Origin of the sequence: Massilia sp. BKSP1R2A-1 (assembly GCF_050586525.1) — a bacterium.
GTDB lineage: Bacteria > Pseudomonadota > Gammaproteobacteria > Burkholderiales > Burkholderiaceae_D > Telluria.
Genome location: NZ_JBOBRE010000018.1, coordinates 1 through 22,836, shown reverse-complemented (window position 1 = coordinate 22,836; position 22,836 = coordinate 1). Strand labels below are relative to the sequence as shown.

Below are 22,836 nucleotides of genomic sequence, written 5' to 3'. Positions count from 1 at the left end.
CCGGATGCCGGCATGCCGCGTGTCAGGCGGGACCGGTGTCCGGAAGGCGCAACAGTAAGCGGGTAGCGCGCAGCGCGCCGTCGAGTGCGCTGGGTTCGCGCCGCAGCTTGGTCAGCAAGGCGGCGCCCAGCCACATTTCATAGAGGGCAAGCGCGCATTGCCGCGGGTCGGGTCCGGCAGGAATCGAACCGTCGGCCAGCCCTTCCTCGATGCAGGCCGCCAGCCGCCCCACGATGTCGTTCGTGCCCCGCAACAGGACGGCGCGCATCGCTTCGGACATGTCGGCCACTTCGCCGCTGAGCTTGACAACCAGGCACTTGCTGCCGGCGCATCCCTGGTCCGGCAGCGCCAGCCAGCCGTCCCAATAACGCATCAGCCGCGCGGCGGCCGGGCTGCCGTCGGGCGCCAGCAACGCGTCGAGTTCAGCCAGGTATTCCGCGACGTAGGTGTCGAGCAGGGCTTCGCCGAACAGTTCCTTCGACTTGAAATAGTGATAGAAGGAGCCCTTCGGCACGCCGGCAGCCGTCAGGATCTCGTTCAGGCCGACGGCGGAAAAGCCCTTGCCCGTGATGATTGCGCGTCCGGTGGCAAGGATGTGCTGCCGCACGCTGTGTTGGTCGGTACCCATGGAAAGCAGTATAGCGCAAATTAGACCAGTCGTCTTGGAAGGTGCCTATCTGGCCTGCTGGTAGGCGCCGGCGCCGTAGGTCAGCTCGTAACTGTGGCTGTAGATTTCCAGGATGTTGCCAAACGGGTCTTCCATGTACACCATCCGGTACGGCTTCTCTCCCGGATAATAGTAGCGTACCGGCATGCGCTGCTTGCCGCCTGCGGCGACGATGCGCGCCGCCAGGGCCTCGAGGTCGGGGTCTTGCACGCAGAAATGAAACACGCCGGTCTTCCAGAACTCGAAGTTGTTTTGGCGTTGCTCGCTGTTGGGGAACTCGAACAGTTCGACGCCAATGCGGTCGCCGGTCGACAGGTGGGCGATCCGGAACGCGGTCCAGTCTGGTCCGAACACGTCGGTGCACATCGCGCCGATCGCCGATTCGTCCCTGGCAATCGTGGTCGGCGGCATGATGACGTACCAGCCCAGTACGTCGGAATAGAAACGCACCGCGGCGTCGAGATCGGTAACGGTGATGCCGATGTGGGAAAAGTTGCGCGGGTAGGTCATGGCTGGCTCCTGGGTGAAAAAACCAGTATAGGCATCAGGGAATATAATTAAAACAGATGATTTGTGATGGTTTCAATAATATATATTTATGAATGATGGCCTGAACCCGGCCTGGCTCCGGGCCTTCGTGGCGGTGTGCGACACCGGCAGCTTCACCCGTGCGGCAGCCAGTCTCGATCTCACGCAGGCGGCGGTCAGCCAGCAGGTGCAGCGCCTGGAGGCCGAATGCGGGCCCCTGCTGATCCGCCGGACACGTAAGGCAAGCCTCACGCCGGCCGGGGTGAAGGTGCTCGCGTATGCGCGCGACATGGAAGAGGCGCACGCTCGGCTGAGGCTGGCGCTGGCCGACGACGACCCCCACGTCGGGCAGATCTCGGTCGCCAGTCCCGGCAGCATCGGCCTGCTGCTGTATCCGCGGCTGCTGGCACTGCAGGCGGCGCATCCCGGTCTGTCGGTCAGCTACCGGGCCGCGCCCACCGCGGACATCATCGCCGCCGTGCTGGCCAGCCGCGCCGAACTGGGCATCGTCACCCACCGCCCCGACGACGAGCGCCTGAGGACGGAGCTGTTCGCCCATGAAAGCCTGTGCCTGGTGGTGCCGGCGCAGATGGACGACGTCAGCTGGCCCGCCCTGGTGCGGCTGGGCTATATCGACCATCCGGATGGCATGGACATGGGCCGCAGGCTGCTGGCGCGGGTGCATCCGGGACAGCGTATCGACCAGTTGCCGGTGCGTGGCTTTACCAACCAGATCGGCGCCATCCTGGATCCGGTGGCGCATGGCATCGGGTTCGCCGTGCTGCCGCGCTTCGCCGTCCAGGCCTACCCGCGCCGGCAGGCGATCCGGGTGGTCGATACGGCCCCGCAGGTGATCGACAGCCTGTGGCTGGTGACGCGCGCCGAATGGCCCCTGTCCGCCAGCGCGGCATGGGCGCTGGAACGGCTGCGCGAGCATGACTGGCTGGCGGGCGCCGATGCGCCGGCATCCTGGCCCGCGCACGATAACGGATGAGCCAAACGCATGAAAAGCGTTATCATTCCAACCACGACACCTGTCATGGATGATGCGTAACGCGCGCCGGGCGTGCGCGCCGCGGATGGCAGGTCCACCATCGACTACCGGAGCGAGACATGGAATTGCGGACTGTCCTGCCTGGAATCGCGGCCGTGGCGCTGCTGGCGCTGGCCGGGGCCGCGCACGCTGCTGACGGCGTCGATTACGCCGAGGCCCTGCGCCGCGCGCGGGCCAGTGCCGGATCGGTGAACGGGGCACGGCTCGACTTCCAGGCGAGGCAGTTGCAAGCCGAGGCGCTGCGCCGCATCGACGGCCCGGATGTGCGCCTGTCCGGCTTTGCCGGGCGGGTCTCGACGACCTTCAGCGTCGACACCGGCGCGATCGCGCAGCTGGCCAATCCGCTGCTCGACTCGCTGCCGCCCCTGCCGGCGCTGAACCTGCCGGACATTCCCCCCTCCCTGAATGCCGACCGGGTATTCGATGTGCGTTCGCTCGGACTGAGCTCGGTCTGGCCGCTTTATACCGGCGGGCGCCTCGATGCGGTCAAGCAGGCCGCAGCGGGCCGCGCCGACGAAGCCGGCGCGGCCGTCCAGGCGGAGCAGGATGCGCTGGCGACCCAGCTGGCGGAGCGTTATTTCAAGGTGCAGCTGGCCCGGAAGGCCTGGCAATTGCGCAGCGCTGCGGCGGACGTCGCGAAGGAACACCAGCGCATGGCGCACAAGATGGAGCTTGGCGGCTTGATTGCCAAAGTGGAGCGCCTGAAAGCCGATGTCGCCGTCGACAATGCGCTCAGGGAAGCGGCCAAGGCGGGAAGCGATCTCGAGATCGCCCAGCTCGCCCTGCGCCGCCTGCTCGACGCGCCCGGCGCCGTCCTTCCCACCACGCCGCTGTTCGTGCACGCGCAGGCGCCCGGCTCGCTGGCCTCGTTCATCGACGCCGCCATGGCCTCGAACGCATCCTGGAAACAGATCGCCAGCAAGCGCAAGCAGGCCGATGCGGCGCTGCAGCTGCAGGGGCGCGCGTTCAGCCCCACCGTCATCGGCATCGCCAACTACAACCTCAATCGCGGCAGCTCCAGCCGCGCCAACTGGCTGGTGGGCGTATCGGTCAGCGTACCGCTGGTCGAACGCATCGACCGCGCCAGGATGATCTCCGCCGCCCGGCTCGAGCAGCAGCGCGTCGACGCCGCCGCCGAACAGGCCGGACGCGATATTCCGACCCTGGCGGAAAGCCAGTGGCGCACCATGGAGGATGCGCGTTTGCGTTACCTGTCCATGGATTCCGCGATCGCCCTGGCGGACGAGACGCTGCACCTGGCGCAGGTAGCGTTTCGCAATGGCCAGGCCACCTCGACCGAGGTCGCCGACGCCGCGCTCAATTCCACCAAGACATCGCTTGAGCGGGCACAAGCGGCCTACGACTACGTCCTGGCCCTGGCCAGGCTGCTCGGCACCTCCGGCGATCCGGACCGCCTGTATGCGCTCTCACGTACGGCCACCCACACCGTCGACTTCACGAAGGACTGACCATCATGGCAGAAGCCCGCAACCGGCGCCTGGCCGCCATCGCCGCCGCCGCCATCATCGTCCTGCTCGCGTGGGGCCTGTACCAGGCTTTCCAGCCGATCCGCGATCCCGTTCAGGGACAGATCGAAGCGCAGGAGATCAATGTCTCGTCGAAGGTTCCCGGGCGGGTTGGCCGGGTCCACGTGCGACTCGGGCAGACGGTTGCGCGCGGCGACCTGCTGTTCGAGCTGGACAGCCCGGAAGTACGGGCCAAAGTGGCGCAGGCCGAGGCCGCGCGCGACGCGGCCCGCGCCGCCAGCCAGAAAGTGCAGGCCGGCGCGCGGCCGCAGGAAATCGCCGCCGCGCGCGCCAACTGGGAGCGCGCGCAAGCCGGCGCCCGGCTGGCCAGCCTGACCTACCAGCGGATCGCTGCGATGTACGCCGAAGGGGTGGTCGCGCGCCAGAAGCGCGATGAGGCCGAGGCGCAGGCGCGCTCGGCCAACGAACAGGCGACGGCCGCCAGGGCCCAGTACGACCTGGCGCGCCAGGGCGCACGCCCGGAAGACAAGCTGGCCGCCGAAGCGCAGCTGCGCCAGGTGGCCGGCGCGCTGGCCGAGACCGGTGCGGCGCTCGACGAGACGCGCATCACGGCGCCGGCGGCGGGGGAAGTGACGAAAATCGCGATCCAGCCCGGCGAGCTGGCGCCGCAGGGATTCCCGGTACTTACCCTGGTCGACCTCGGCGACGTCTGGGCCGTGCTGGCGGTGCGCGAGGACATGTTCAAGCCTTTCGCCCAGGGAACCGTGCACCAGGCTTATATTCCGGCCCTGAAGACAGGCGCCTCGTTCAAGGTCGAGACCGTATCTGCGCTGCCGGCCTTCGCCACCTGGCGCGCCGCCCGCCCCGGCGGCACCGACCTGCGCACCTTCGAGCTGCGGCTGCGGCCGACGGCGCCGGTGCCGGGCCTGCGTCCGGGAATGACGGTGGTGTTCGAGCGCTGAGCCGCCGATGTCCGCCCGCGCCCCTTCCGCCTGGTCGGCATCGCTCGCGCGCGAGTGGGCGCGCCTGCGCGCCGACCGCTGGGACCTGGCGATGCTGGGCTGGATTCCATTGGCCCTGTACTTGCTCACGTGGTGGATTTTTTCCGCCGGCATTGCCCGCGACTTGCCGCTGGCGCTACGCGACCTCGACCAGTCCGCGCAGTCGCGCAGCCTGGTGCGCATGCTGGACCAGTCGCCCGGCTTGCGGCCGGTGCCGGCCGTGAGCGACGCCGAGGCGCTGGCGGCGCTGCGCGCCGGCGAGGTATATGGCATCGTGTCGATCCCGGCGCGCATGGGAGAGCGCCTGGCGCGCGGCGAAGCGCTCGGCCTGCAATGGGCGTACAACGCCCAGTATCCGGCGCATACCGGGGCCATGACGCGCGACGTGCGCGCGGTGGTGGCGACCATCTCGGCCGGCGCCGAGCTGCAGGGACGCGCCAGGCGCGGCGCCGGCCCGGAGCAGGCCGCCCAGCAGCTCGAGCCGGTCGCCTCCCGCGCAGTGGCGCTGTTCAACGAAAGCGGCAGCATGGTGCCCGCGCTGGCGCTGCCGGCCGTGTGGAGCCTGCTGCATATCTGCGCCACCCTGGCCGCGCTGACCGCGATCGGGCGCGAACTGCGCGCCGCCAGCGTGCCCGACTGGCTGGACACGGCGGGCGGGCGGCCGGCGGTGGCCGTGCTGTCCAAGCTGGCGATTCCGGCGGCGGTGTTCCTGCTGCACGCGGTACTGGTGGGCGTCGGGTTCGGCGCGCTGCTGGGCTGGCCGGTGCTGGGCAGCGCGCTGGCGATGGCGCTCGGCGCCGTCCTGTTCGTCGCAGCCTGCCTGGCCCTGGGCACCTGCATCGCCGCCTTCTCCGGCTCGCTGCGCTCGGCCCTGTCGGCCTGCGCCTTCGTCACGGCGCCGGCCTTCGCCTTTTCCGGCCAGGGCTTCCCGGTGCTGGCAATGCCGGCCGCCGCGCGGCTATGGGCCGAGGCGCTGCCCCTGACCCATTTCCTGGAGCTGGTGAACAAGGTCTGGCTGGCCGGGGCCCCGCTGCGCTTCGGGCTCGGGGCGCTGGCGGTGCTGGCCGGCTTCAGCGCCGTGCTGGGCGCGGCCGGCTACCTGCGCCTGGCCGCGCGCATGCGCCAGCCGGACAGCTGGGGCAAGGCATGAGCCGCCTGGCGGCCGCGCGCCAGGCCTGGCGCCTCACCTGGCGCGCGATCCTGGGCGACAAGGCGGCGCTGCTGCTGCTGTTCATCTCGGGCGTCATCTATTCGTTCTTCTACCCGCTCCCCTACAGCGGCGAAACGGTGCACCGCGTGCCGGTGGCGGTGGTCGACCAGGACGGCTCGGCCCTGTCGCGCCAGCTGATCCGCTGGGCCGGCGCCCACCCTGGCCTCACGGTGGCCGGCGTCACCACCCGCCCGGAACAGGCCCAGGAATGGATCTGGCGCGGCGAGGCCGCCGGCGTCATGTTCATCCCCGCCGATTTCAGCGGCAAGCTGCTGGCCGGCAGGCAGCCGGAGGTCGAAGTGGGCGGCATGGGCGCCTATCCGCTCATGAACAAGGTGGTCCTGAACGGCCTGGCCGAAGTGGTGGGCACGGTCTCGGCCGGCGTCGAACTCAAGCGATTGGGAGCCGCCACGCCGTCCGCGCAGCAGGCGGCCGCGCAGCGCCAGCCAGTGGCGCTCGAAGTCTTGCCGATGTTTAACGTCAGCGAGGGCTATGCCTCGTATATCGTCCCGGGCGTGGTGGTGCTGCTGATGCAGCAGACCTTCCTGCTCGGGATCGGCCTGTTGTTCGGCAGCTGGACCAGCAGCGGGACTTTCCCCTACGCGGCCAGCGCCGCCTCCTACGCGGGCGCACTCGGCGCCTTTGCCAGCGTGGTGCTCCTGAACGCCGCATATTACTTTGGCTTCGTGTTCTGGTGGCAGGACTACCCGCGCGGCGGCAACCCGGCAGCCATCCTGGTGCTGAGCCTGCTGTACAGCGTCTGCGTGGCGGCGCTCGGGATCTTCATGGGGCTGTTCTTCCGCACCCGCGAGCGCAGCGTCCAGCTGCTGGTGGCGAGCTCGATGCCGGTGCTGTTCCTGGCCGGCCTGGCGTGGCCGGCCAGCGCCTTGCCGTGGCCCCTGCAGGAGCTGCGCTGGCTGCTGCCCTCGACCGCCGCGATCCAGGGCTTCATTGCGGCCAACCAGATGGGTGCTTCGCTGGCCGAACTGCGTCGCGAAGTACTGGCGCTCACTGCGCTGGCGCTGGTGTTCATCATGCTGGGCCTGCGCCGCTGGCGCCGGCGCGGCGACGGGCCGGACTACCAGGGCAGCGCGCTGCCGTCGTAGGCCCGGAACGCGCCGCTGTCGGCGGGCGTCAGGGCATCGAGCACCCGCAGCATGTCGACGGCGGCGCTGTGCGCCGGGCGTCCGATGCTGTCGCCGCGAAACGGCCGCGACAGGCTTGACGTCACCGTACCCGGGTGCAGCGCGACCAGCACGGCGTCCGCGTGGCTGCGCGCCAGTTCGATGGCGGCGGTCCTGACCAGCATGTTGAGCGCGGCCTTGGACGCCCGGTAGCTGTACCAGCCGCCCAGCCGGTTGTCGCCGATGCTGCCCACCTTGGCCGACAGCATCGCCATGATGGCGCGCTCGCGCGCCAGCAGCGGAGCGAAATGGCGCATGAGCAGGGCGGGGCCGAAGGCATTGGCCTGGAACGTCGCCTGCAGCTGCGGGTAGTTCAGGTCGGCCAGGCGCTTTTCGGGCATGAAACCCGGGCCGTGCAGCACGCCGGCCGCGTTGATGATCAGGTGGTAGCGCGGGCCGTCCGCCAGCATGCGCGCCGCCTCCGCGATGCCGGCCTCGTCGCCGAAGTCGAGGGCCGGCGTGGAATGGCGATGCAGGCCGCGTACCGACGCGCAACGCGGCGCGTTCCGGAGCAGCTCGACGAAGGCGGCGCCGAGCGCGCCGGAAGCGCCGGTCACCAGGGCGTGGAAGCCCTCGGGGAGACTGTTCATCATGCCGGGGGGGCTCCCTGCAGCTTCCATGATCAATCGAGCGCGAGCCAGATTTCGTTGCGCCGCATGAACCAGGGCGTCATCGGACCGTTGTAGCGGGACAGTACCGGCTCGCCCTTCCAGGCGATGCCGGCCGCGCGCAAGGCATCCTGAAGCTTGGCCAGGTGCCTGTCGTAGTTCGACTCGGACCAGAAGCCGGAATAGCGGATCACCGCGACCCGCCTTGGCGGTACGTCGCGCAAGGTGACGCGCGCATCCAGCGGAACCGGCGCACGGGCCGCATCGATGCCGGCCGGCAGGACGAATTGCACCAGGAAGCCGTCCTGGCTGGCGCTTTGCGTGACCGGCGCCGTCATGTCCAGCTTGACGGGCGTGGCGGCCTGGGTCACCGGTGCGGTCATGGCAAGCTTGCGCTCGCCCTTGTTGTTGCCGAAGATGTAGCCCGCCAGGATCGGGAAGGCGCGGCTCGCCGCATCCTGCGCCGGACCGGCCACCACGACCTCGGCAACCGCATAGCCGGCATAGCGTCGGATCTCGAATGCCGGAAATGCCTGGACGACCGTGTATGCCGGTTCCTCGACCGCATGGCTGGCCGCGGGAATCATTCCCAGCACCAGCAGGAGCAGCGTGGCGGACAGCCATGCCGCCTGGCCGGGCAGGGTGCGGCGGCGGACTTGATTGGCAAGATTCATGGACATCCTCGGCAGCGTGGCGAACAGGTCGGATTCATGGATATCATGCTGCGAAATGGGGGGACGGACAAGCCTGTTCCGAAACGGGCACGAGCGGCAACGGGTCTGGTACGGGTCAGGTCCGATGCAGAAGCCCTGGCGCGAAAACAGGTCGAGCACTGCAGCGAAGCAAAGCCACCCTTCGCAAGTGCGGATGTAGGTGATGCCGGTGACCCACACACGGTTTGGTTCTTGAACATCGAATCGCCGCTGCAATGGGTTCGGTGCGCTTTCCAAGCATGATCTCTCCTTCAGCCTGGAATCATGGCGCAAGAGTGTCCATGAAACCGTCGTCGATTCACGAAGGTGTGCGCCGGGCGGTTGGGCGATTCGGACGGTTGCAAGACAAGTGACAGCCTCTCCGGAAAGAGACCGGACGCGAGACGAGCGGGCCAGAAACGACAACGCCAACCTGCATGGGTTGGCGTTTCGTGATCGATGCTCTTGGTGGCCCGGGGCGGAATCGAACCACCGACACAAGGATTTTCAATCCTCTGCTCTACCAACTGAGCTACCAGGCCAAGGGCTCGCATTCTAGCACAAGCATTGACGCGGCGGTAGTGCTGCGGGAAAACACGGCTACGGTGCCTGTTTGGTGGGCACCAGCCGCTTCATGTCCAGCCCCTGCGCGGCCAGCCGTTTCAACAGCGCGTCGTAGGCGGCCGGGTCGACCGTCGGCGTGCGCGACAGGATCCACAGGTACTCGCGCTTCGGCTCGCTGACCGCGGCCAGGGTGTAGTTCGCATCCAGGTCGATCACCCAGTAGTCGCCCCAGACCATCGGCAGGAAAGAGACGATGGCGGGCGCGAAGCGCACTTCGAGCTTGGGCGAGGTCGGGCCCTCCGGCTGGCGCGCGATGCCCTCGGCGACGTCGTTGTCGCCATCCTTGCGGCGGCAGCGGTTGACGACGTCGACCCGGCCGTCCTCGCGCGCGCTGTAGGTGGCGGTCGTGTAGCCGACGCACTTGTCCTGGAAGGAGTTCGGGAATTTGGCGATCTCGTACCAGGTGCCGGCATAGCGCTTCAGGTCGAGCGAGGGAATGGTCGTCAGGGGCTTGGCCGCGCTGTCGGGCGCGGCTGCGTGGGCCTGGAATGCGAGCAGCAGCGCCAGTAGCGCCGGCATTGTCCGCAAGACGTTTTTCATGCTTACTCCTGGTAATGGTCGAGCAGCTATCGTAGCCGCCCGGCCGGCATCATGCCGCACGGCAGCCTAGCTGCGCGCCGCCGCCCGTTCCGCATGCTGGCGCTCGAGCGCCAGGCGGGCCTCCTTGCGGCCCTTGGCTTCCTCGTAGCGGCGCTCCTCGTCCGGCGTCGACGGGGCAAGCGGCGGCACCGCCACCGGCTTGCGATCGTCGTCCACCGCGACCATGGTGAAGAAGCAGCTGTTTACATGGCGCACCACCTTCGAGCGGATGTCTTCGGCGATCACCTTGATGCCGATCTCCATCGAGCTGCGGCCGGCATAGTTCACCGAGGCCAGGAAGGTCACCAGTTCTCCCACGTGGATGGGCTGGCGGAAGGTCACCTGGTCGACGCTCATCGTCACGACGTAGCGGCCGGCGTAGCGGCTGGCGCAGGCATAGGCGACCTGGTCGAGCAGCTTGAGGATGGTGCCGCCGTGGACGTTGCCGGAAAAATTGGCCGTGTCCGGGGTCATCAGGACCGTCATCGACAGCTGGTGGGAAGGCAGGTTCATGCGTGGACTCGTCGGAAAATAATCTCGATGCTATGCTGCGCCAAAAACTGCTGCACAGCAATAACAAGGTCCGCATACCTAACGATGATTTTCTTATATCGAAGTGTGATCTGAATCGTTCCCAATCGCGCCAAGCTGGTTTAGGCTCGGGCTCATGAACAGCGAACTTCCAACCCCGAACGGCTCCGTGCACTGGCACCTGGGCCCCATCATCGACGCGCTGCGCACCTCGCGCGAGTCGACCCACAACATCCGTCATCATGGCCGGGTGCGCGAGCTGCCTTCGCGCGAGGTCCTGACGCAGGTGGTCAATGGCGTCTCTGCGGCGCTGTTTCCCACCCATTACGGACGGCCTGACCTGAACGACGAGAGCATCGACTATTTTGTCGGCGATACGCTGGGCGTCACGCTCGACCGCCTGGTGGGCCAGGTGCGGCGCGCGCTGCGTTTCTCGCCGCAGTTCACGGACGCCGACGAAGCCGGTCTTGCCGAGCGCGCCGAGGCGATCACGCGCGCGTTCGCGGCCAGCCTGCCAGGCATCCGCGCGCTGCTGGTGTCGGACGTGCAGGCCGCCATGGCGGGCGATCCGGCGGCGAGTTCCGTGGCCGAGATCATGCTGTGCTACCCCGGCACCATTGCCATCCTCTACCACCGCCTGGCGCACTGCCTGCATCGCCTCGGCGTGCCTTTCCTGGCGCGGCTGGCGGCCGACATCGCGCACTCGCTGACCGGGATCGACATCCACCCGGCGGCGCAAATCGGCGGCAGCTTCTTCATCGACCACGGCACCGGCGTCGTCATCGGCGAGACCGCCATCCTCGGCGAGCGCGTGCGCCTCTACCAGGCGGTGACCCTGGGCGCCAAGCGTTTCCCGGTGGACGCCAGCGGCGCTCTGGTCAAGGGTTCGCCGCGCCACCCGATCGTCGAGGACGATGTCGTCATCTACGCCGGCGCCACCATCCTCGGACGCATCACGGTGGGCGCGGGTTCGACCATCGGCGGCAACGTCTGGCTCACCCAGAGTGTGCCTCCAGGCAGCAATGTGTCGCAGGCGCAGATGCGCAATACCTAGGGGGCTTGCTCCTGCGGCCATGCCGGCGCACTGCTATCATGGCGCGATGTCCATCCTGCTCGTACCCGGCTACATGGCCGATGAAACGCTCTGGGACGACGTGACCGACGGCCTCGCCCAGTTCGGGCCCGTGGTCCACGCCGACCTGCGTCACGATGCCACCATCGAAGCGATGGCGGCCCACGTCCTCGCCCACGTACCCGATGCATTCATCCTGGTCGGCTTCTCGATGGGCGGCTACGTCGCCCGCGAGATCGCGCGCCTGGCGCCGGAACGTGTCCGCGCCCTGGTCCTGATTGCGACCTCCTCGCGCGCCGACAGCCCTTCGCTGCGGCAAAGCCGCGGAACGGTCGGCGCGGCCGCCGCCTCGGTATCCTTCTCGGGACTGAGCCGCACCGCGATCGCCACCTCCCTCCATCCCGACCAAGCCGGCAACGAAGCACTGATCGAGCGCGTGCGCGCCATGGGTGTGCGGCTGGGCGGCGAGGTATTCCGGCGCCAGTCGGCCATCGTGCGCGCGGGCGACCGCGAGCGCCTCGGCGAGATCCGCTGCCCGACGCTCGTGATTGCGGCCGGCCACGACCGTCTGCGCAGCCGCGTGGAATCCGAAGAGCTGCAGGCCGGCATTCCCGGCGCAGAGCTGGCGGTGATCGAGGACAGCGGTCACATGGTGCCGATCGAGGCGCCCGAAGCGCTGCTGTCGGTCATGCTGCCCTGGCTGGAGCGGGTTTCGTAGGGATGGCCGGCTTCGCCGGCCATCCCTACGGGCGCGCATCGGCGGATGACGCCCAGCCGCGCAGTCCGCGGATCGCTTCTTCCTTCATCTTGGCCTCGATCTCGATATACGGCGCGCCGAGATAGGACGAGGGCATCACGCCGATCAGGTCCGAATGCTGGCGGTCGTTGAAGCCGTCGCGGCCGTTCGAGATGTGCACCAGCTGGTGGGCCGGATTGATCCAGGTCTCGCGCGCCTTGCGCAGCATGGCGCCCACGCTCGGGTGCTCGTAGCTGTCGAGCTTGTCGTGCACCACGTGGTGGTGGGCGTCGAATACCATGGGCACGCCGGCGCGCATGCAGATGGCGTGGATCTCCTCGGCGCCGTAGGCGTACTCGTCGTTCTCCAGTCCGAGGCGGCAGCGGATGCCGTCGGGCAGCTGGGCGATGCGCTCGACCAGGGCGTCGGCGCGATCGCCCTTGCCGCCGTGGATCTCCAGCAGGGCCCAGGACGAGCGCGGCTGTTCAAGGAGATCCATGATGTCGGCATGCATCTGCAGGATCTTGACGCTGTTCGCGACCACCCCTTCCGAATCCGAACTGAGCACCACGAACTGGTCGGGATGCATCACCAGGCGGACGCCGCGCTCCGTCGCGCGTCGCCCCGAGCGGCCGAGGGTCTCGGCGAAGGGCGCCAGCACCGCGCGGCCGATGTCCTCGTCGGCGAAAGGAAAGATCGAGGAGGGCAGGCGGTACAGGCCGATGCCCTCGGCCTCGCAATAGCGCATGGCATTGTCGAAGGTCTGGATATTGTCGCGGTACAGGTCTTCGAGCAGTTTTTCCTGGGCGTCGAGGCTGTGTTCGAGGAGGCGCTTGCGGGTCACCGTGCGGTAGCGGACGTCCTTCGACGCGGTGATGCACACGAGTCCGAGATGTGGTTGCATGGTCTGCCTGTTGCTTGCGGTTCATGCGCGGCCGCGGCGGCCGCGCTGTCGGGGCAGTCTAGCGCAGGCCGCTTCTTCGGGCGGTACGGCACACCGCATTGTGCGGGTCGGAAACGGGACGCGCAGCGCGTTGGCCGCGCGAGGCCGCAGGCTCAGCGCGGCGTGGCGAAGACCTGGGTCCAGTAGACCAGGCCGCTGCGCCGCTCGGCCGCGATGCCGTAGGCGGCGCCCATCTCGGTGAAGCCCGGATTCATGATGTTCGCGCAATGCCCCGGGCTCTCCAGCCAGCCGGCCACGGCCTCGGCGGGCGAGCTCTGGCCGAAGGCGATGTTCTCGCCGACGCGGCTCCACTGGTAGCCGGCCCGCGTCGCGCGCTGGGCCACCTGGCTGCCGTCCCTGGCCTTGTGGTTGAAGTAGCGCCTGGCCGCCATGTCGCGGCTGTGCGCCAGCGCGGCCTCGCCCAGGGCCGGGTTCCAGCGCACCGGCGGCACCGGTCCGAAGCGCCGGTCGCCGCAGCTGCGCGCGTTGGCGCGGGCCGCGTTCACGCCCTCGAGGATGGCCTGGCCGGCATCCTGCCAGTCGGGGAAGGTCTCGGAGGGCAGGGGCGGCGCCGCGCGCGCCAGCACCACGGTCCATTCATTGCCTTCGCGGTAGCTGCCCACGGCCGAGAACCCGGGGCTGAGCAGGGTGCGGCAGTATTTTTCCTGCAGCACCGTCATGGCCTCCTGCGCGGTCGCCGGTCCGGTCACGCTGATCGCTTCGGCATGGTCGGCCGCGAAGCCGGCGCGTTCCAGCGCCAGTTCGATGAAGGTGCCCGGCCCGATGCGCACGCGCGACAGGGCTGCCGGCTCGGCCAGGCTTGCCGCGGGCGTGGCGGCGGCGCCCCGGCAGCTGCCTGGCGCCGCACGGAAGGCATTGACCATGGGGCCCAGCTCGCTGCCCTGGGCCGCGGCTGCGCCGCTGCTTGCGGCAAACAGCAGCGCGGCCAGCGTGCTCCCCAGCCGGAAAGCGACAGACGAAAAATGTGCTTGCAAGATGGTGCTTCCTCATCAAGCATGGCGCGCGCTCACAGCGCTGCGGCATGTCGGAAGTGAATTGACAGGAAAGAAAGACAGGTACAAAGCAAAAACGCCGACCCGGCAAGGTCAGCGTTTTCGATGGCCGGTGCAGCTTTCGCCGGACTGCCGGTACGCGCTCACTATAGCAGTGCGGCCGGCGCCTGCAAAGCGCCGGCCTGTAACAAGGCGCAACAGCAGGGCGCATTCACAGGCGTGCCAGCGCCGGCCCGCCCCGTTCTCCCAGCCAGGTGGTCTCGAAGCGCTTCTGCGCCGCCGCCAGCGCCGCCGTATCGCCGCGTTGCCGGTAGACCTCGATGAGGCCGCGCAGGGCCCAGCCATTGCTGGGCGTGCGCGCCAGCGAATCGCGGAACACCTGCTCGGCGGCGTCCAACTGTTTGCTGCGCAGCAGGACCACTCCCAGCGACTGGCGCACCGGGTAGTACCAGTAGGGCGGCTCCATATAGGGCAGCTTGTCCTGCACCGCGATCGCCTCGCGGTAGGCCGCGGCCGCGCCCGGCAGGTCGCCGCCGGCATCGAGCAGCCGGCCGCGTGCGACGGCGCGCGCCGTCTGCACGATCTCGCGCGCCGGGACGCCCCAGTCGGCGATCGGCTTGAAGTCGGCGCTTTGCTCGATGCGGTCGAGCGCCGCGACTTCGCGCCGGCCTTCGCTCAGCAGGCCCTTGCGCGCGAAGCCCACGGCCCTTGCGTAATGCCACATGGCCTTGACCAGCACGAAGTCCGGCCCCGGATCGGGCAGGCCCAGGAGCACGTCGGGCGAGCTGAACTGCACATGCGAAAAATAGGGCGCCGCCTTCACCGGCTGCAGCCCGGCGAAGCCCTTCAGGAGCTCGGCGGGCACCGCCCTGTCCAGCTTGTTGGCGGCCTCGAGCGCGACCTCACCCTTGCCGCCCATCAGGGCGGACACCATCACGAAGTGGATGTTGTGCGGGTAATAGGCGCCCTTGTAGACCGGGTCGCTGGGCGAGCCGCCGAAGTATTTCTCGTCGACGGCGATGGCATCGAGATTCGATTGCAGGGCTTCGCGGTACTTGCCCAGCCGGTAATAGATGTGCGAAGGCATGTGGACGATGTGGCCGGCGCCCGGTATCTGGCGCGCCAGCACCTGGGCCGAGGGCAGGGCGCGCTCCGGATGGGTGGAGGCCTCCACGGCGTGAATGTAGTAGTGGGCCGCGCCCGGATGGCTGGGGTTGCGCTCGAGTACGCGCTCGAGGGCGGCCAGCATCGCGACGCTGTTCGGCCTGGGCCGCGCGCCGCCGGCTTCCCAGTAGTCCCAGGGCGCCAGGTCCATCAGGGATTCGGCGTACAGCACCTGGATGGTGTCGTTGTTGGGGAAGCTGCGCGCCGCTTCGCCCATCGCGTCGGCATAGGCCTTGTCGAGGGGCGCCCGGTCCGCCGGCGGCGTGGCCGCGTAGCGCCTGGCGACGGCGCGGATCAGCGCCTGTTCGGCCGGCGTCGTGGTGCCGGCAAGCGCCACCGCACGGGCGGCGGCTGCCGCAGCCGGTGCAGCAGCCTCGGGGAACATCGGCGCGTTGATGTTCGGCCCCATCACCAGGGCCTCGCCCCAGTGGCACATGGCGCAGTTCGGGTCGAGCTGGCGGGCGGCGCGGAAGGCGCGCCCGGCTTCGGCATGGTTGAAGGCGAAGGTCAGGCGCAGGCCCTGGTCGAAATAGGCCTGGGCCTTCGGCACCGAGGTGGTGACCTTGACGTGCAGGGCGCCGAGATTGCCGTACAGGGGCGGCGGGGCCTCGGTGGCCGGAGCGGGCAGCTGCTGGCCCGGCTTGAAGGGTTTGGTCTCGGCCTGGGCCAGCACCAGCCGGTCGAGCAGGGGCGGACGCCCGGCCTGGCCGCGGGCACACCGGGCGCCGGCGAACAGGGGATCGAAGCCGGACGCGGCTGCTCCCTTGGCCTGCTGCGCAGAGGTGGGTGCGACGGGGAGGGCCGCCACGGCCGCGACGGCGACTGCGCCGAGCGCTGCGAGGAGGTGCTGGGGTTTCATCGGTATCCTCCATCGGATGCAATACCGGCAGCATGCGCCGCCCGTCTGGTTTGGAGTCGAGCGGATGCTCCTGGTTCGGAAACTGCAAGGCAGCAGTTGCGCCCTTTGCGCCGGATCAGAGTATTCTCTATCGTTTTCAAGATTTTGCCGACAGCCGGATTGACGCGAATGCAACACTCGGCGCCATAGGGGAGTCCTTGTTTCCGGCCGGCTGTAGTTGCATTTCGTCACAGACCATCCGACAATCGTGTTGCAATCTTCCTAAAACCAGGGCTCTGGAACTCATCAAGGGATTTGACGAAACATGCCAAGTGGCGCGCCGCTCTACAGGAATCATGTCCTGGTCTTGTGTCAAAGTTTCTTCATCAAGGACAACCGGTCCGAGTTGCTGCTGCACGCCCACAAATACGATTTCGACATCGTTTTCTTCGACGAGGTCAGCCGCTTCGTCGAGGCGGTGGCGCGCGACAATGGCGACAACCTCTACGTCATCGACCTCGACGCCCTGCACACGATGCAGGCGGACATGGGCGAGGGCCGCCGGACCCTGATGCTGGGCGAGCTGCTGCAGCGCCTGCCGGGCGATCACAGCTATATCTACCTGCAGAGCGCGCGCCAGGGCGGCCGCTTCCTGCTGCAGCAGCGCCTGGTCGACAGCAATTGCCTGGCCTATGCCGAAAAGCCGATCGCCAACGATGTGCTGGTCGACAAGCTGTTCAACCTCTTCGTGCAGAAGAAGCGCGGCGACCTGGTGCGCGTTGCCGTGCTGGGCGAAGTAGCGGGGCTGGACGAGGCGGCCCTCTTGCTGCGTCGCATCGAACTGGTGCGCCACCAGGACCCGTACACGCTGCACGTGCGCGTCAAGGAACTGCAGCCGGACCTGATCCTGGTGAGCGACACCGAATACGCGCGCACCGATGCCATTGTTCGCGTGCTCAAGCGCAATATTGAAGCGGACCCGGTACGCGAAACCGCGCTGCTGCAGCGCCGGCCGGATGCCGCCCTGGCGCGGCGCGCGCTCCTGGATGGCTTCGACGCGGTCTTCGACATGAGCGACCCGGCGCTGCTGGAAGCCCAGCTGCTCAACCGGGCCGGCAAGATTCGCATCAACAAGGACCTGATCGGCAAGGACCGCGCCACCGGTCTCCTGAACAAGGTCGGCCTGCAGAAGAAGGCCCAGGACCTGATCCGCCAGGCGGCGCAGGACGGCCTTCCCCTGGCCTATGGCGTGATCGACATCGACAAGTTCAAGACGATTAACGATACCTGGGGCCATTCCTTCGGCGACATCGTCATCAAGCGCCTCTCGCTCACCCTGGCATCCCGGCTGGGCGAGCAGGGCCTGCTCAGCCGTTTTGGCGGCGAGGAATTCGTGCTGGTGTTCTGGGATTGCTCGCTGGAAGAAGGGCAGCGTCGCATGGATGCCATGCGCCAGGCTTTCTGCGCCATCCCCTTCGAGGTCGGGCCGGGCGATACCCGCCACTTCTCCTTCAGCGGCGGGGTGGCGGCCTATCCCGAGCACCGCAGCGAGAACGAGCTGTTCCTGCGCGCCGACGCGATGCTGTACGAGGCCAAGCAGGGCGGGCGCAATCGCATCTGTGCGCGGGAGGATGGCGCCCGCAGGCTGGCGGCCAGCTGAGCACCAACAAAAACGCCAGGCATCCAGCCTGGCGTGGTGATGGCGGCGATGCCTTATTGCAGCCTGGTCTGCTGCGCGTGCAGTTGCTCGCGCAACTGCTGGGCACTCGAGTGCGTGTAGTCCTTGTTGACCTCGGTCTTGATCAGCTGCTGGACCTGCGGGTTGAGCTTGGTGCGCAGCACGCCCAGGAATTCCGGCGAGGCGGCCAGCATCAGCTGCTGGTAGCGGCCTTCCTGGTGCGACTTCAGGAGGAATTCCGCCACGTCCTTGGCGAACAGGTCGGTCGCATGCTGCTGCGGCGTCTGGGCGGGCTGGTATTGCTTGTTCGGCGCGCCCGCCTGGGCGTTGTGCGCAAAGCCGGCGCCGGCATTGCTCCCGATATTGTGCGCGCTGCCGGCGGCCGAGGTCGGGCCGAGCCGGTCGGTCTCGGTATCCACGGTGCGCAGCTGCGCAGCGGGGTTGACCATGTCCTGCATTTCCTGCAACGGTTCGTTGGCGTCGGACTCGGAGAAGAATCGTGCACGGCCCGCATTGGCCGCAATAATCCAGGTTGTTGGCATGCTACCCCCTGTCGGTTGTGAGTTGTCGGTGATCGCCTGCAGCAGGGCTCATGACGGGCGGAAATACCTGCGCGAACAGCAGGCCTCCGGCCCATGGCGGCGGCCATGTGCAGCTCGATCAGGCGTTGGCCCAGTATAGCCCCGCTTCCCGAAGCCCGGCGCACCGGCGCCGCCTACCGTGCGCGGGCTGAAGCTGCGCGCGATCTTTTGCACGGCCCGCATGTCTAACCGAGCTTCCCCGGCTTTTTCGAAGGAGAGCTACGATGAGTCAACCTGTTCCTTCCACACCGGCGCCGCGCCAGCCCGATGCCGTCGGGCCGGACTATGCGGCCATCAAGCAGCGCCAGCAGGCCACCTGGGCCAGCGGCGACTTCGCCGTCGTCGGCGTCACCCTGCAGATCGTCGGCGAGTCGCTGGCCGAGGCGGCCGACATCCGCGCCGGCGAGCGCGTCATCGACATCGCGGCGGGCAATGGCAATGCCAGCCTGGCCGCCGCGCACCGCTTCGCGCGCGTCACCTCCACCGACTACGTGCCCGCCCTGCTCGAAAAGGGGCGTGCGCGGGCGGCGGCCGAAGGCCTGCAGATCGACTTCCGCGAGGCCGATGCCGAGGCGCTGCCTTTCGGAGACGCCAGCTTCGATGTCGCCCTGTCCACCTTCGGCGTCATGTTCGCGCCCGACCAGCAGCGCTGCGCGCGCGAGATGATGCGGGTGGTGCGCCCCGGCGGGCGGATCGGCCTCGCGAACTGGACGGCGGAGGGCATGATCGGCCAGCTGTTCAATATCCTGGGGCGTTACGTGGCTCCCCCGGCCGGCCTGTCGCCGCCTTCGCAGTGGGGTAATGAAGACTACCTGCGCCAGCTCTTCGGTGCGGAGGCGGCCAGCGTGCGCTGCACGCGCCGGATCTTCAACTTCCGCTACGCCTCGCCGGCGCACTGGATCCAGGTCTTTCGCGACTACTACGGCCCCCTGCACAAGGCCTTCGGCGCGCTCGACGCGGACCGGCAGCAGGCCCTGGAGGCCGATATCGCCGCCATGCTCCAGCGTTTCAACGTGGCCGGCGACGACGCGCTGGTGGCGCCCGCCGAATACCTCGAAGCGGTGATCGTCAAGCGCCTGCCCGAGGTCCTGCACTAAACCATGCGCGGCAGGCAGGCGGGGGCCTGCCGCGCCATCTCTTCGCCACGGCCGGCCGCACGCTTGCTGCTGGCTGCTCATCTTTCCCGGCAGTACAATCGAAGCCATCCCTTCGAGAAAGGCCGCCATGCGCCCGTCCGCACTGTTGTCCGCATTCCTCCTCACCCTGGCGGCCGCGCCTGCGAGCGCGCAGCGCGATGTCGTCATCGGCACCGCCTCGCCCCTGTCCGGCCCTGGCGCCCACCAGGGCAAGGACATCGAGAACGGCGCCCGCATGGCCATCGACGAATTGAACGGCAAGGGCATCGTGCTGGACGGGCAGAAGGTGCGCTGGCGCCTGATGGCGGAGGACGACGCCAGCGACCCGAAGACCGGCACGGCGGTGGCCCAGAAACTGGTCGATGCGCGCGTGGCCGCCGTGGTCGGCCACCTGAATTCCGGCCCTACGGTGCCGGCATCGAAGATCTATGCGAACGCGGGCGTGCCCCAGATCTCGCCGGCCGCCACCACGCCGGTCTACACCCGCCAGGGCTACAGGACGGCGTTCCGGGTGGTGGCCGACGACAGCCTGATCGGCCGCACCCTGGCCGGCCACGCCCTCGTGGCCCTGAAGGCGAAACGCATCGCCGTGATCGACGACCGGACCGCCTTCGGCCAGGGCCTGGCCGACGAATTCCTCAAGGAGGTGCGCAAGCGCGGCGGCGCCGCCATCGTCAGCCGCCAGTTCACCCACGACAAGGCCACCGACTTCAGCGCCATCCTGACCCAGATCCGCGGCAAGAAACCCGACGTGATCTTCTACGGCGGCATGGATGCGGTGGCCGGCCCCATGCTCAAGCAGATGAAGACCCTGGGCCTGCAGGCGGCCATGGTCTCCGGGGACGGCGTGTGCTCGGAAAAGCTGCCGCTGCTGGCGGGCGATGCGCTGGGCGAGGGCAGGGTGGTGTGCGCCGTCGCCGGCGGCGTCGAAGGGCCGCGCGAAGCCGCTTATACTGCCTTCCTCGAACGCTATCGCCAGCGTTACGGCATGCCGGTGGAGACCTATGCACCCTATGCCTACGATGCGGTGATGGTGTTCGCGCAGGCGATGCAGAAGGCAGGGTCGGCCCAGCCGGCGCGCTTCCTGCCGCAACTCGCCGCCGTGCGCCACGAGGGCGTGACCGGTTCCATCGCCTTCGATGCGAAGGGCGATCTGCGCGACGCCGCGATGACCTTGTACACCTATCGCCAGGGCAAGAAGGTCAAGCTGCAAGTGGTGCGCGGGCGCTGAAATGCATACGCGTATTGACGAGTGTATGTAACAACACCTGTACAAATCTGCCCTTGGCATGGCGCTTCCAGTTGGATTAGGATCATTTGATTCCTAACACCAATAATGGAGAATGAGATGAAGCGTAGCCTGTGCAGCAGTGTGATTGCGGGGTTGTTCGTCGTTGCCGCCCCTGCCTTTGCGCACGATGGGGCTACAGTCGTAGCGCCATCGAGGGCTACAGTCGTAGCGCCATCGAGCGCTGCCGCCACCACGGCGCCGGCGAGCGCCGTCGCCGCAACGGCCTCCGGCATCGACATCACCGCGATGGACCGCGACGTCCGTCCCCAGGATGACTTCTTCCGCTACACGCAGGGCAAATGGCTGAAGGATGTCGACATTCCTTCGGACCGTTCCAGCTGGAGCGCTTTCAGCATCGCGCAGGAACGTGTCGAGCAGCAGATCAGCGCCATCATCGCCGACGCAGCCGCCCAGAAGAATGCGAAAGCCGGCTCGGAAGCCCAGAAAATCGGCGACCTCTACACCAGCTACGTCGACCAGGCGCGCCGTGACCAGCTCGGCCTGGCGCCCTTGAAAGCGGAACTGGCGCGCATCCAGGCGCTGAAGGACAAGCGCGGCCTGGCCGCCCTGATGGCCCGTCTCGACCGCATCGGCGTCGATGGCCCGGTCGGCATGGGCGTGGGCCAGGACAACCGTGATTCGACCCGCTACGTGGTCGGCATCTCGCAGTCGGGCCTCGGCATGCCCGACCGCGACTACTACCTGAACGACAAGGACGCGCGCCTGCAGGACACCCGCGCCAAGTACCAGGCCCACGTCGAGAAGATGCTGGCGCTGGCCGGCCACCAGGACGCAGCTGCCAAGGCCCAGCAAATCGTGGCGCTGGAAACCGAGATCGCCCGCATCCAGTGGACCAAGGTCGAGAACCGCGACCCGGTCAAGCGCTACAACAAGAAGACCCTGGCCGAGCTGCGCGCCCTGGCGCCGGGCTTCGACTGGGATACCTACCTGAAGGGCACGGGCGCCGGCAAGGTGACGTCGGTCATCGTCAGCCAGCCGTCCTACCTGGAAGGCCTGGACAAGCTGATCGCGGCCACCCCGGTCGACACCTGGAAGTCGTATTTCGAGTTCCGCGCGCTGAGCAGCTATGCGCCCTACCTGTCGCAGGCCTTCGTCGACGAGAGCTTCGCCTTCCGCGGCGCGGTGCTGTCGGGCCAGAAGGAAAACCGTCCGCTGGAAAAGCGCGCGATCGCCGAAGTGAACCGCACCCTGAGCGAAGTCGTGGGCAAGGCCTACGTGACCCAGCACTTCCCGCCGGAGCGCAAGCAGCAGGTGCTGGACATGGCGAAGAACTTCATCACCGCCTTCGGTGAAGGCATCGACCAGCTCGAGTGGATGTCGCCGGAGACCAAGAAGCAGGCGCACGCCAAACTGGCCAAGATCAACGTCAAGATCGGCTACCCGGACAAGTGGCGCGACTACTCCAGGCTGAAGATCGTGCGCGGCGACCTGGTCGGCAACGTGATCCGCGCCCGCGAGTTCGGCCACGACTACATGGTGAACCGCCTCGGCAAGCCGGTCGACCGCAGCGTCTGGGGCATGTCGCCGCAGACCGTCAACGCCTACTACAGCCCGACCCTGAACGAAGTCGTGTTCCCGGCGGCGCGCCTGCAGTACCCGCTGTATGACGCGAATGCCGAGCCGGCGGTGAACTACGGTTCGGTCGGTATCTCGATCGGCCACGAGATCAGCCACGCCTTCGACGACAAGGGTTCGCAGTACGACGGCGACGGCAACCTGCGCAACTGGTGGACCGAAGAGGATGCCAAGCAGTTCGCGGCGCGCGGCAAGGTGCTGGTGGACCAGTACGCCGGCTACAGCCCGCTGCCCGGCTACAACCTGAACGGCGAGCTGACCCTGGGCGAGAACATCGCCGACAACGCCGGCGCCATCATGGCCAGCCGCGCCTACAAGATCTACCTGAAGGGCAAGCCCGGTCCGGTGATCGACGGCTTCACCGCCGAGCAGCGCATCTTCATGGGCCTGTCGCAGGCGCGCAAGGGCAAGGCGCGCGACGCCGCGCTGATCTCCCAGGTCAAGACCGACCCGCACTCGCCGTCGGAATTCCGCGTCAACGGCAGCCTGCGCAACCATCCGGGCTTCTACGAAGCCTTCGACGTCAAGCCGGGCGACAAGATGTACCTGGAGCCGAAGGATCGCGTGATCTTCTGGTAAGCGGGGGATACCAGCGAACGCCACCGTCAGGTGGCGTTTTTTTT

21 protein-coding genes, 1 tRNA gene and 1 pseudogene are annotated in these 22,836 nt (G+C 67.9%); 11 read left to right on the top strand and 12 right to left on the bottom strand.

Annotated elements, in window-relative coordinates:
- Positions 1–22: 22 nt before the first annotated feature.
- Both ACQ7JA_RS22400 and ACQ7JA_RS22395 read right to left on the bottom strand, forming a co-directional pair.
- A complete protein-coding gene (locus tag ACQ7JA_RS22400) occupies positions 23–628 on the bottom strand; it encodes a TetR/AcrR family transcriptional regulator (protein WP_430901877.1) in 606 nt (201 codons plus the stop codon).
- A gap of 45 nt (positions 629–673) precedes the next feature.
- Positions 674–1,177 (bottom strand): lactoylglutathione lyase family protein, encoded by a 504-nt coding sequence (locus ACQ7JA_RS22395; RefSeq protein ID WP_430901875.1) that lies wholly within the window; start codon positions 1,175–1,177, stop codon positions 674–676.
- An 88-nt stretch (positions 1,178–1,265) separates the two neighbouring features.
- Between ACQ7JA_RS22395 and ACQ7JA_RS22390 the strand changes: the two genes are divergently transcribed.
- The 5 genes from ACQ7JA_RS22390 (at position 1,266) to ACQ7JA_RS22370 (ending at position 7,053) form a co-directional block, all read left to right on the top strand.
- The gene (locus ACQ7JA_RS22390) at positions 1,266–2,189 is read left to right on the top strand and encodes a LysR family transcriptional regulator (protein ID WP_430901873.1); all 924 of its coding nucleotides are present in this window, start codon (positions 1,266–1,268) and stop codon (positions 2,187–2,189) included.
- 119 nt (positions 2,190–2,308) lie between these two features.
- Positions 2,309–3,718: a TolC family protein gene (locus ACQ7JA_RS22385; protein WP_430901871.1), complete on the top strand. Its 1,410-nt coding sequence runs from the start codon at positions 2,309–2,311 to the stop codon at positions 3,716–3,718.
- 5 nt (positions 3,719–3,723) lie between these two features.
- Positions 3,724–4,698, top strand: a complete 975-nt coding sequence (locus tag ACQ7JA_RS22380) for an HlyD family secretion protein (protein WP_430901869.1) — start codon at positions 3,724–3,726, stop codon at positions 4,696–4,698.
- Positions 4,699–4,705: 7 nt separating this feature from the next.
- On the top strand, positions 4,706–5,887 hold the full coding sequence (locus ACQ7JA_RS22375) for an ABC transporter permease (protein WP_430901867.1): 1,182 nt from the start codon (positions 4,706–4,708) through the stop codon (positions 5,885–5,887).
- Positions 5,884–7,053, top strand: coding sequence for an ABC transporter permease (locus ACQ7JA_RS22370; protein WP_430901865.1), 1,170 nt, complete (start codon positions 5,884–5,886; stop codon positions 7,051–7,053). The genes ACQ7JA_RS22375 and ACQ7JA_RS22370 overlap by 4 nt, the downstream gene beginning before the upstream one ends.
- On the opposite strand, the gene ACQ7JA_RS22365 is transcribed toward ACQ7JA_RS22370, so the two are convergent.
- From ACQ7JA_RS22365 to ACQ7JA_RS22340, 6 genes and pseudogenes are all read right to left on the bottom strand, one after another.
- Positions 7,026–7,721: an SDR family NAD(P)-dependent oxidoreductase gene (locus tag ACQ7JA_RS22365; protein ID WP_430902005.1), complete on the bottom strand. Its 696-nt coding sequence runs from the start codon at positions 7,719–7,721 to the stop codon at positions 7,026–7,028. The two genes, ACQ7JA_RS22370 and ACQ7JA_RS22365, sit on opposite strands and share 28 nt — an antisense overlap.
- Positions 7,722–7,753: 32 nt before the next feature.
- On the bottom strand, positions 7,754–8,413 hold the full coding sequence (locus tag ACQ7JA_RS22360; RefSeq protein ID WP_430902004.1) for an SOUL family heme-binding protein: 660 nt from the start codon (positions 8,411–8,413) through the stop codon (positions 7,754–7,756).
- 135 nt (positions 8,414–8,548) lie between these two features.
- Positions 8,549–8,683 (bottom strand): annotated as a pseudogene (locus ACQ7JA_RS22355) (IS3 family transposase); the annotation flags it as partial.
- A gap of 214 nt (positions 8,684–8,897) precedes the next feature.
- A tRNA-Phe gene (locus tag ACQ7JA_RS22350) sits at positions 8,898–8,973 on the bottom strand.
- A 58-nt stretch (positions 8,974–9,031) separates the two neighbouring features.
- On the bottom strand, positions 9,032–9,595 hold the full coding sequence (locus tag ACQ7JA_RS22345) for a lipocalin family protein (RefSeq protein WP_430901863.1): 564 nt from the start codon (positions 9,593–9,595) through the stop codon (positions 9,032–9,034).
- Positions 9,596–9,661: 66 nt separating this feature from the next.
- Entirely contained in the window at positions 9,662–10,147 is a 486-nt protein-coding gene (locus tag ACQ7JA_RS22340; RefSeq protein WP_430901861.1) for an acyl-CoA thioesterase, read from the bottom strand.
- 154 nt (positions 10,148–10,301) lie between these two features.
- Here ACQ7JA_RS22340 and epsC point away from each other — a divergent pair, with 154 nt between their 5' ends.
- Both epsC and ACQ7JA_RS22330 read left to right on the top strand, forming a co-directional pair.
- On the top strand, positions 10,302–11,219 hold the full coding sequence (gene epsC / locus ACQ7JA_RS22335; protein ID WP_430901859.1) for a serine O-acetyltransferase EpsC: 918 nt from the start codon (positions 10,302–10,304) through the stop codon (positions 11,217–11,219).
- Between the two features lie 46 nt (positions 11,220–11,265).
- Positions 11,266–11,955, top strand: coding sequence for an alpha/beta fold hydrolase (locus ACQ7JA_RS22330; RefSeq protein WP_430901857.1), 690 nt, complete (start codon positions 11,266–11,268; stop codon positions 11,953–11,955).
- Positions 11,956–11,980: 25 nt separating this feature from the next.
- Here the strand turns inward: ACQ7JA_RS22330 and uvsE are convergent, their stop codons facing one another.
- From uvsE to ACQ7JA_RS22315, 3 genes are all read right to left on the bottom strand, one after another.
- On the bottom strand, positions 11,981–12,877 hold the full coding sequence (gene uvsE / locus ACQ7JA_RS22325) for a UV DNA damage repair endonuclease UvsE (protein WP_430901855.1): 897 nt from the start codon (positions 12,875–12,877) through the stop codon (positions 11,981–11,983).
- A 152-nt stretch (positions 12,878–13,029) separates the two neighbouring features.
- Positions 13,030–13,911: a CAP domain-containing protein gene (locus tag ACQ7JA_RS22320; RefSeq protein WP_430901853.1), complete on the bottom strand. Its 882-nt coding sequence runs from the start codon at positions 13,909–13,911 to the stop codon at positions 13,030–13,032.
- 229 nt (positions 13,912–14,140) lie between these two features.
- Positions 14,141–15,952 (bottom strand): hypothetical protein, encoded by a 1,812-nt coding sequence (locus ACQ7JA_RS22315; RefSeq protein WP_430901851.1) that lies wholly within the window; start codon positions 15,950–15,952, stop codon positions 14,141–14,143.
- 346 nt (positions 15,953–16,298) lie between these two features.
- Between ACQ7JA_RS22315 and ACQ7JA_RS22310 the strand changes: the two genes are divergently transcribed.
- Positions 16,299–17,591, top strand: a complete 1,293-nt coding sequence (locus ACQ7JA_RS22310; RefSeq protein ID WP_430901849.1) for a diguanylate cyclase — start codon at positions 16,299–16,301, stop codon at positions 17,589–17,591.
- Positions 17,592–17,644: 53 nt separating this feature from the next.
- Here ACQ7JA_RS22310 and ACQ7JA_RS22305 read toward each other — a convergent pair whose 3' ends face one another.
- On the bottom strand, positions 17,645–18,151 hold the full coding sequence (locus tag ACQ7JA_RS22305; RefSeq protein WP_430901847.1) for a host attachment protein: 507 nt from the start codon (positions 18,149–18,151) through the stop codon (positions 17,645–17,647).
- A gap of 263 nt (positions 18,152–18,414) precedes the next feature.
- On the opposite strand from ACQ7JA_RS22305, the gene ACQ7JA_RS22300 reads away from it, so the two are divergent.
- The 3 genes from ACQ7JA_RS22300 to ACQ7JA_RS22290 all read left to right on the top strand — a co-directional run bounded on the left by ACQ7JA_RS22300 (position 18,415) and on the right by ACQ7JA_RS22290 (position 22,792).
- The gene (locus ACQ7JA_RS22300; RefSeq protein ID WP_430901845.1) at positions 18,415–19,287 is read left to right on the top strand and encodes a class I SAM-dependent methyltransferase; all 873 of its coding nucleotides are present in this window, start codon (positions 18,415–18,417) and stop codon (positions 19,285–19,287) included.
- Between the two features lie 127 nt (positions 19,288–19,414).
- Positions 19,415–20,557, top strand: a complete 1,143-nt coding sequence (locus tag ACQ7JA_RS22295) for a branched-chain amino acid ABC transporter substrate-binding protein (protein ID WP_430901843.1) — start codon at positions 19,415–19,417, stop codon at positions 20,555–20,557.
- Between the two features lie 117 nt (positions 20,558–20,674).
- Positions 20,675–22,792: a M13 family metallopeptidase gene (locus tag ACQ7JA_RS22290; RefSeq protein WP_430901841.1), complete on the top strand. Its 2,118-nt coding sequence runs from the start codon at positions 20,675–20,677 to the stop codon at positions 22,790–22,792.
- Positions 22,793–22,836 lie beyond the last annotated feature (44 nt).

Bases quoted from the DNA above. Each gene is read 5' to 3' on its own strand.
- uvsE (WP_430901855.1), bottom strand. From the start codon at position 12,877: ATGCAACCACATCTCGGACTCGTGTGCATCACCGCGTCGAAGGACGTC.
- ACQ7JA_RS22385 (WP_430901871.1), top strand. From the start codon at position 2,309: ATGGAATTGCGGACTGTCCTGCCTGGAATCGCGGCCGTGGCGCTGCTG.
- epsC (WP_430901859.1), top strand. From the start codon at position 10,302: ATGAACAGCGAACTTCCAACCCCGAACGGCTCCGTGCACTGGCACCTG.
- ACQ7JA_RS22340 (WP_430901861.1), bottom strand. From the start codon at position 10,147: ATGAACCTGCCTTCCCACCAGCTGTCGATGACGGTCCTGATGACCCCG.
- ACQ7JA_RS22380 (WP_430901869.1), top strand. From the start codon at position 3,724: ATGGCAGAAGCCCGCAACCGGCGCCTGGCCGCCATCGCCGCCGCCGCC.
- ACQ7JA_RS22295 (WP_430901843.1), top strand. From the start codon at position 19,415: ATGCGCCCGTCCGCACTGTTGTCCGCATTCCTCCTCACCCTGGCGGCC.
- ACQ7JA_RS22365 (WP_430902005.1), bottom strand. From the start codon at position 7,721: ATGAACAGTCTCCCCGAGGGCTTCCACGCCCTGGTGACCGGCGCTTCC.
- ACQ7JA_RS22345 (WP_430901863.1), bottom strand. From the start codon at position 9,595: ATGAAAAACGTCTTGCGGACAATGCCGGCGCTACTGGCGCTGCTGCTC.
- ACQ7JA_RS22375 (WP_430901867.1), top strand. From the start codon at position 4,706: ATGTCCGCCCGCGCCCCTTCCGCCTGGTCGGCATCGCTCGCGCGCGAG.
- ACQ7JA_RS22400 (WP_430901877.1), bottom strand. From the start codon at position 628: ATGGGTACCGACCAACACAGCGTGCGGCAGCACATCCTTGCCACCGGA.
- ACQ7JA_RS22305 (WP_430901847.1), bottom strand. From the start codon at position 18,151: ATGCCAACAACCTGGATTATTGCGGCCAATGCGGGCCGTGCACGATTC.
- ACQ7JA_RS22395 (WP_430901875.1), bottom strand. From the start codon at position 1,177: ATGACCTACCCGCGCAACTTTTCCCACATCGGCATCACCGTTACCGAT.
- ACQ7JA_RS22315 (WP_430901851.1), bottom strand. From the start codon at position 15,952: ATGAAACCCCAGCACCTCCTCGCAGCGCTCGGCGCAGTCGCCGTCGCG.
- ACQ7JA_RS22390 (WP_430901873.1), top strand. From the start codon at position 1,266: ATGAATGATGGCCTGAACCCGGCCTGGCTCCGGGCCTTCGTGGCGGTG.
- ACQ7JA_RS22370 (WP_430901865.1), top strand. From the start codon at position 5,884: ATGAGCCGCCTGGCGGCCGCGCGCCAGGCCTGGCGCCTCACCTGGCGC.
- ACQ7JA_RS22300 (WP_430901845.1), top strand. From the start codon at position 18,415: ATGAGTCAACCTGTTCCTTCCACACCGGCGCCGCGCCAGCCCGATGCC.
- ACQ7JA_RS22330 (WP_430901857.1), top strand. From the start codon at position 11,266: ATGTCCATCCTGCTCGTACCCGGCTACATGGCCGATGAAACGCTCTGG.
- ACQ7JA_RS22290 (WP_430901841.1), top strand. From the start codon at position 20,675: ATGAAGCGTAGCCTGTGCAGCAGTGTGATTGCGGGGTTGTTCGTCGTT.
- ACQ7JA_RS22360 (WP_430902004.1), bottom strand. From the start codon at position 8,413: ATGAATCTTGCCAATCAAGTCCGCCGCCGCACCCTGCCCGGCCAGGCG.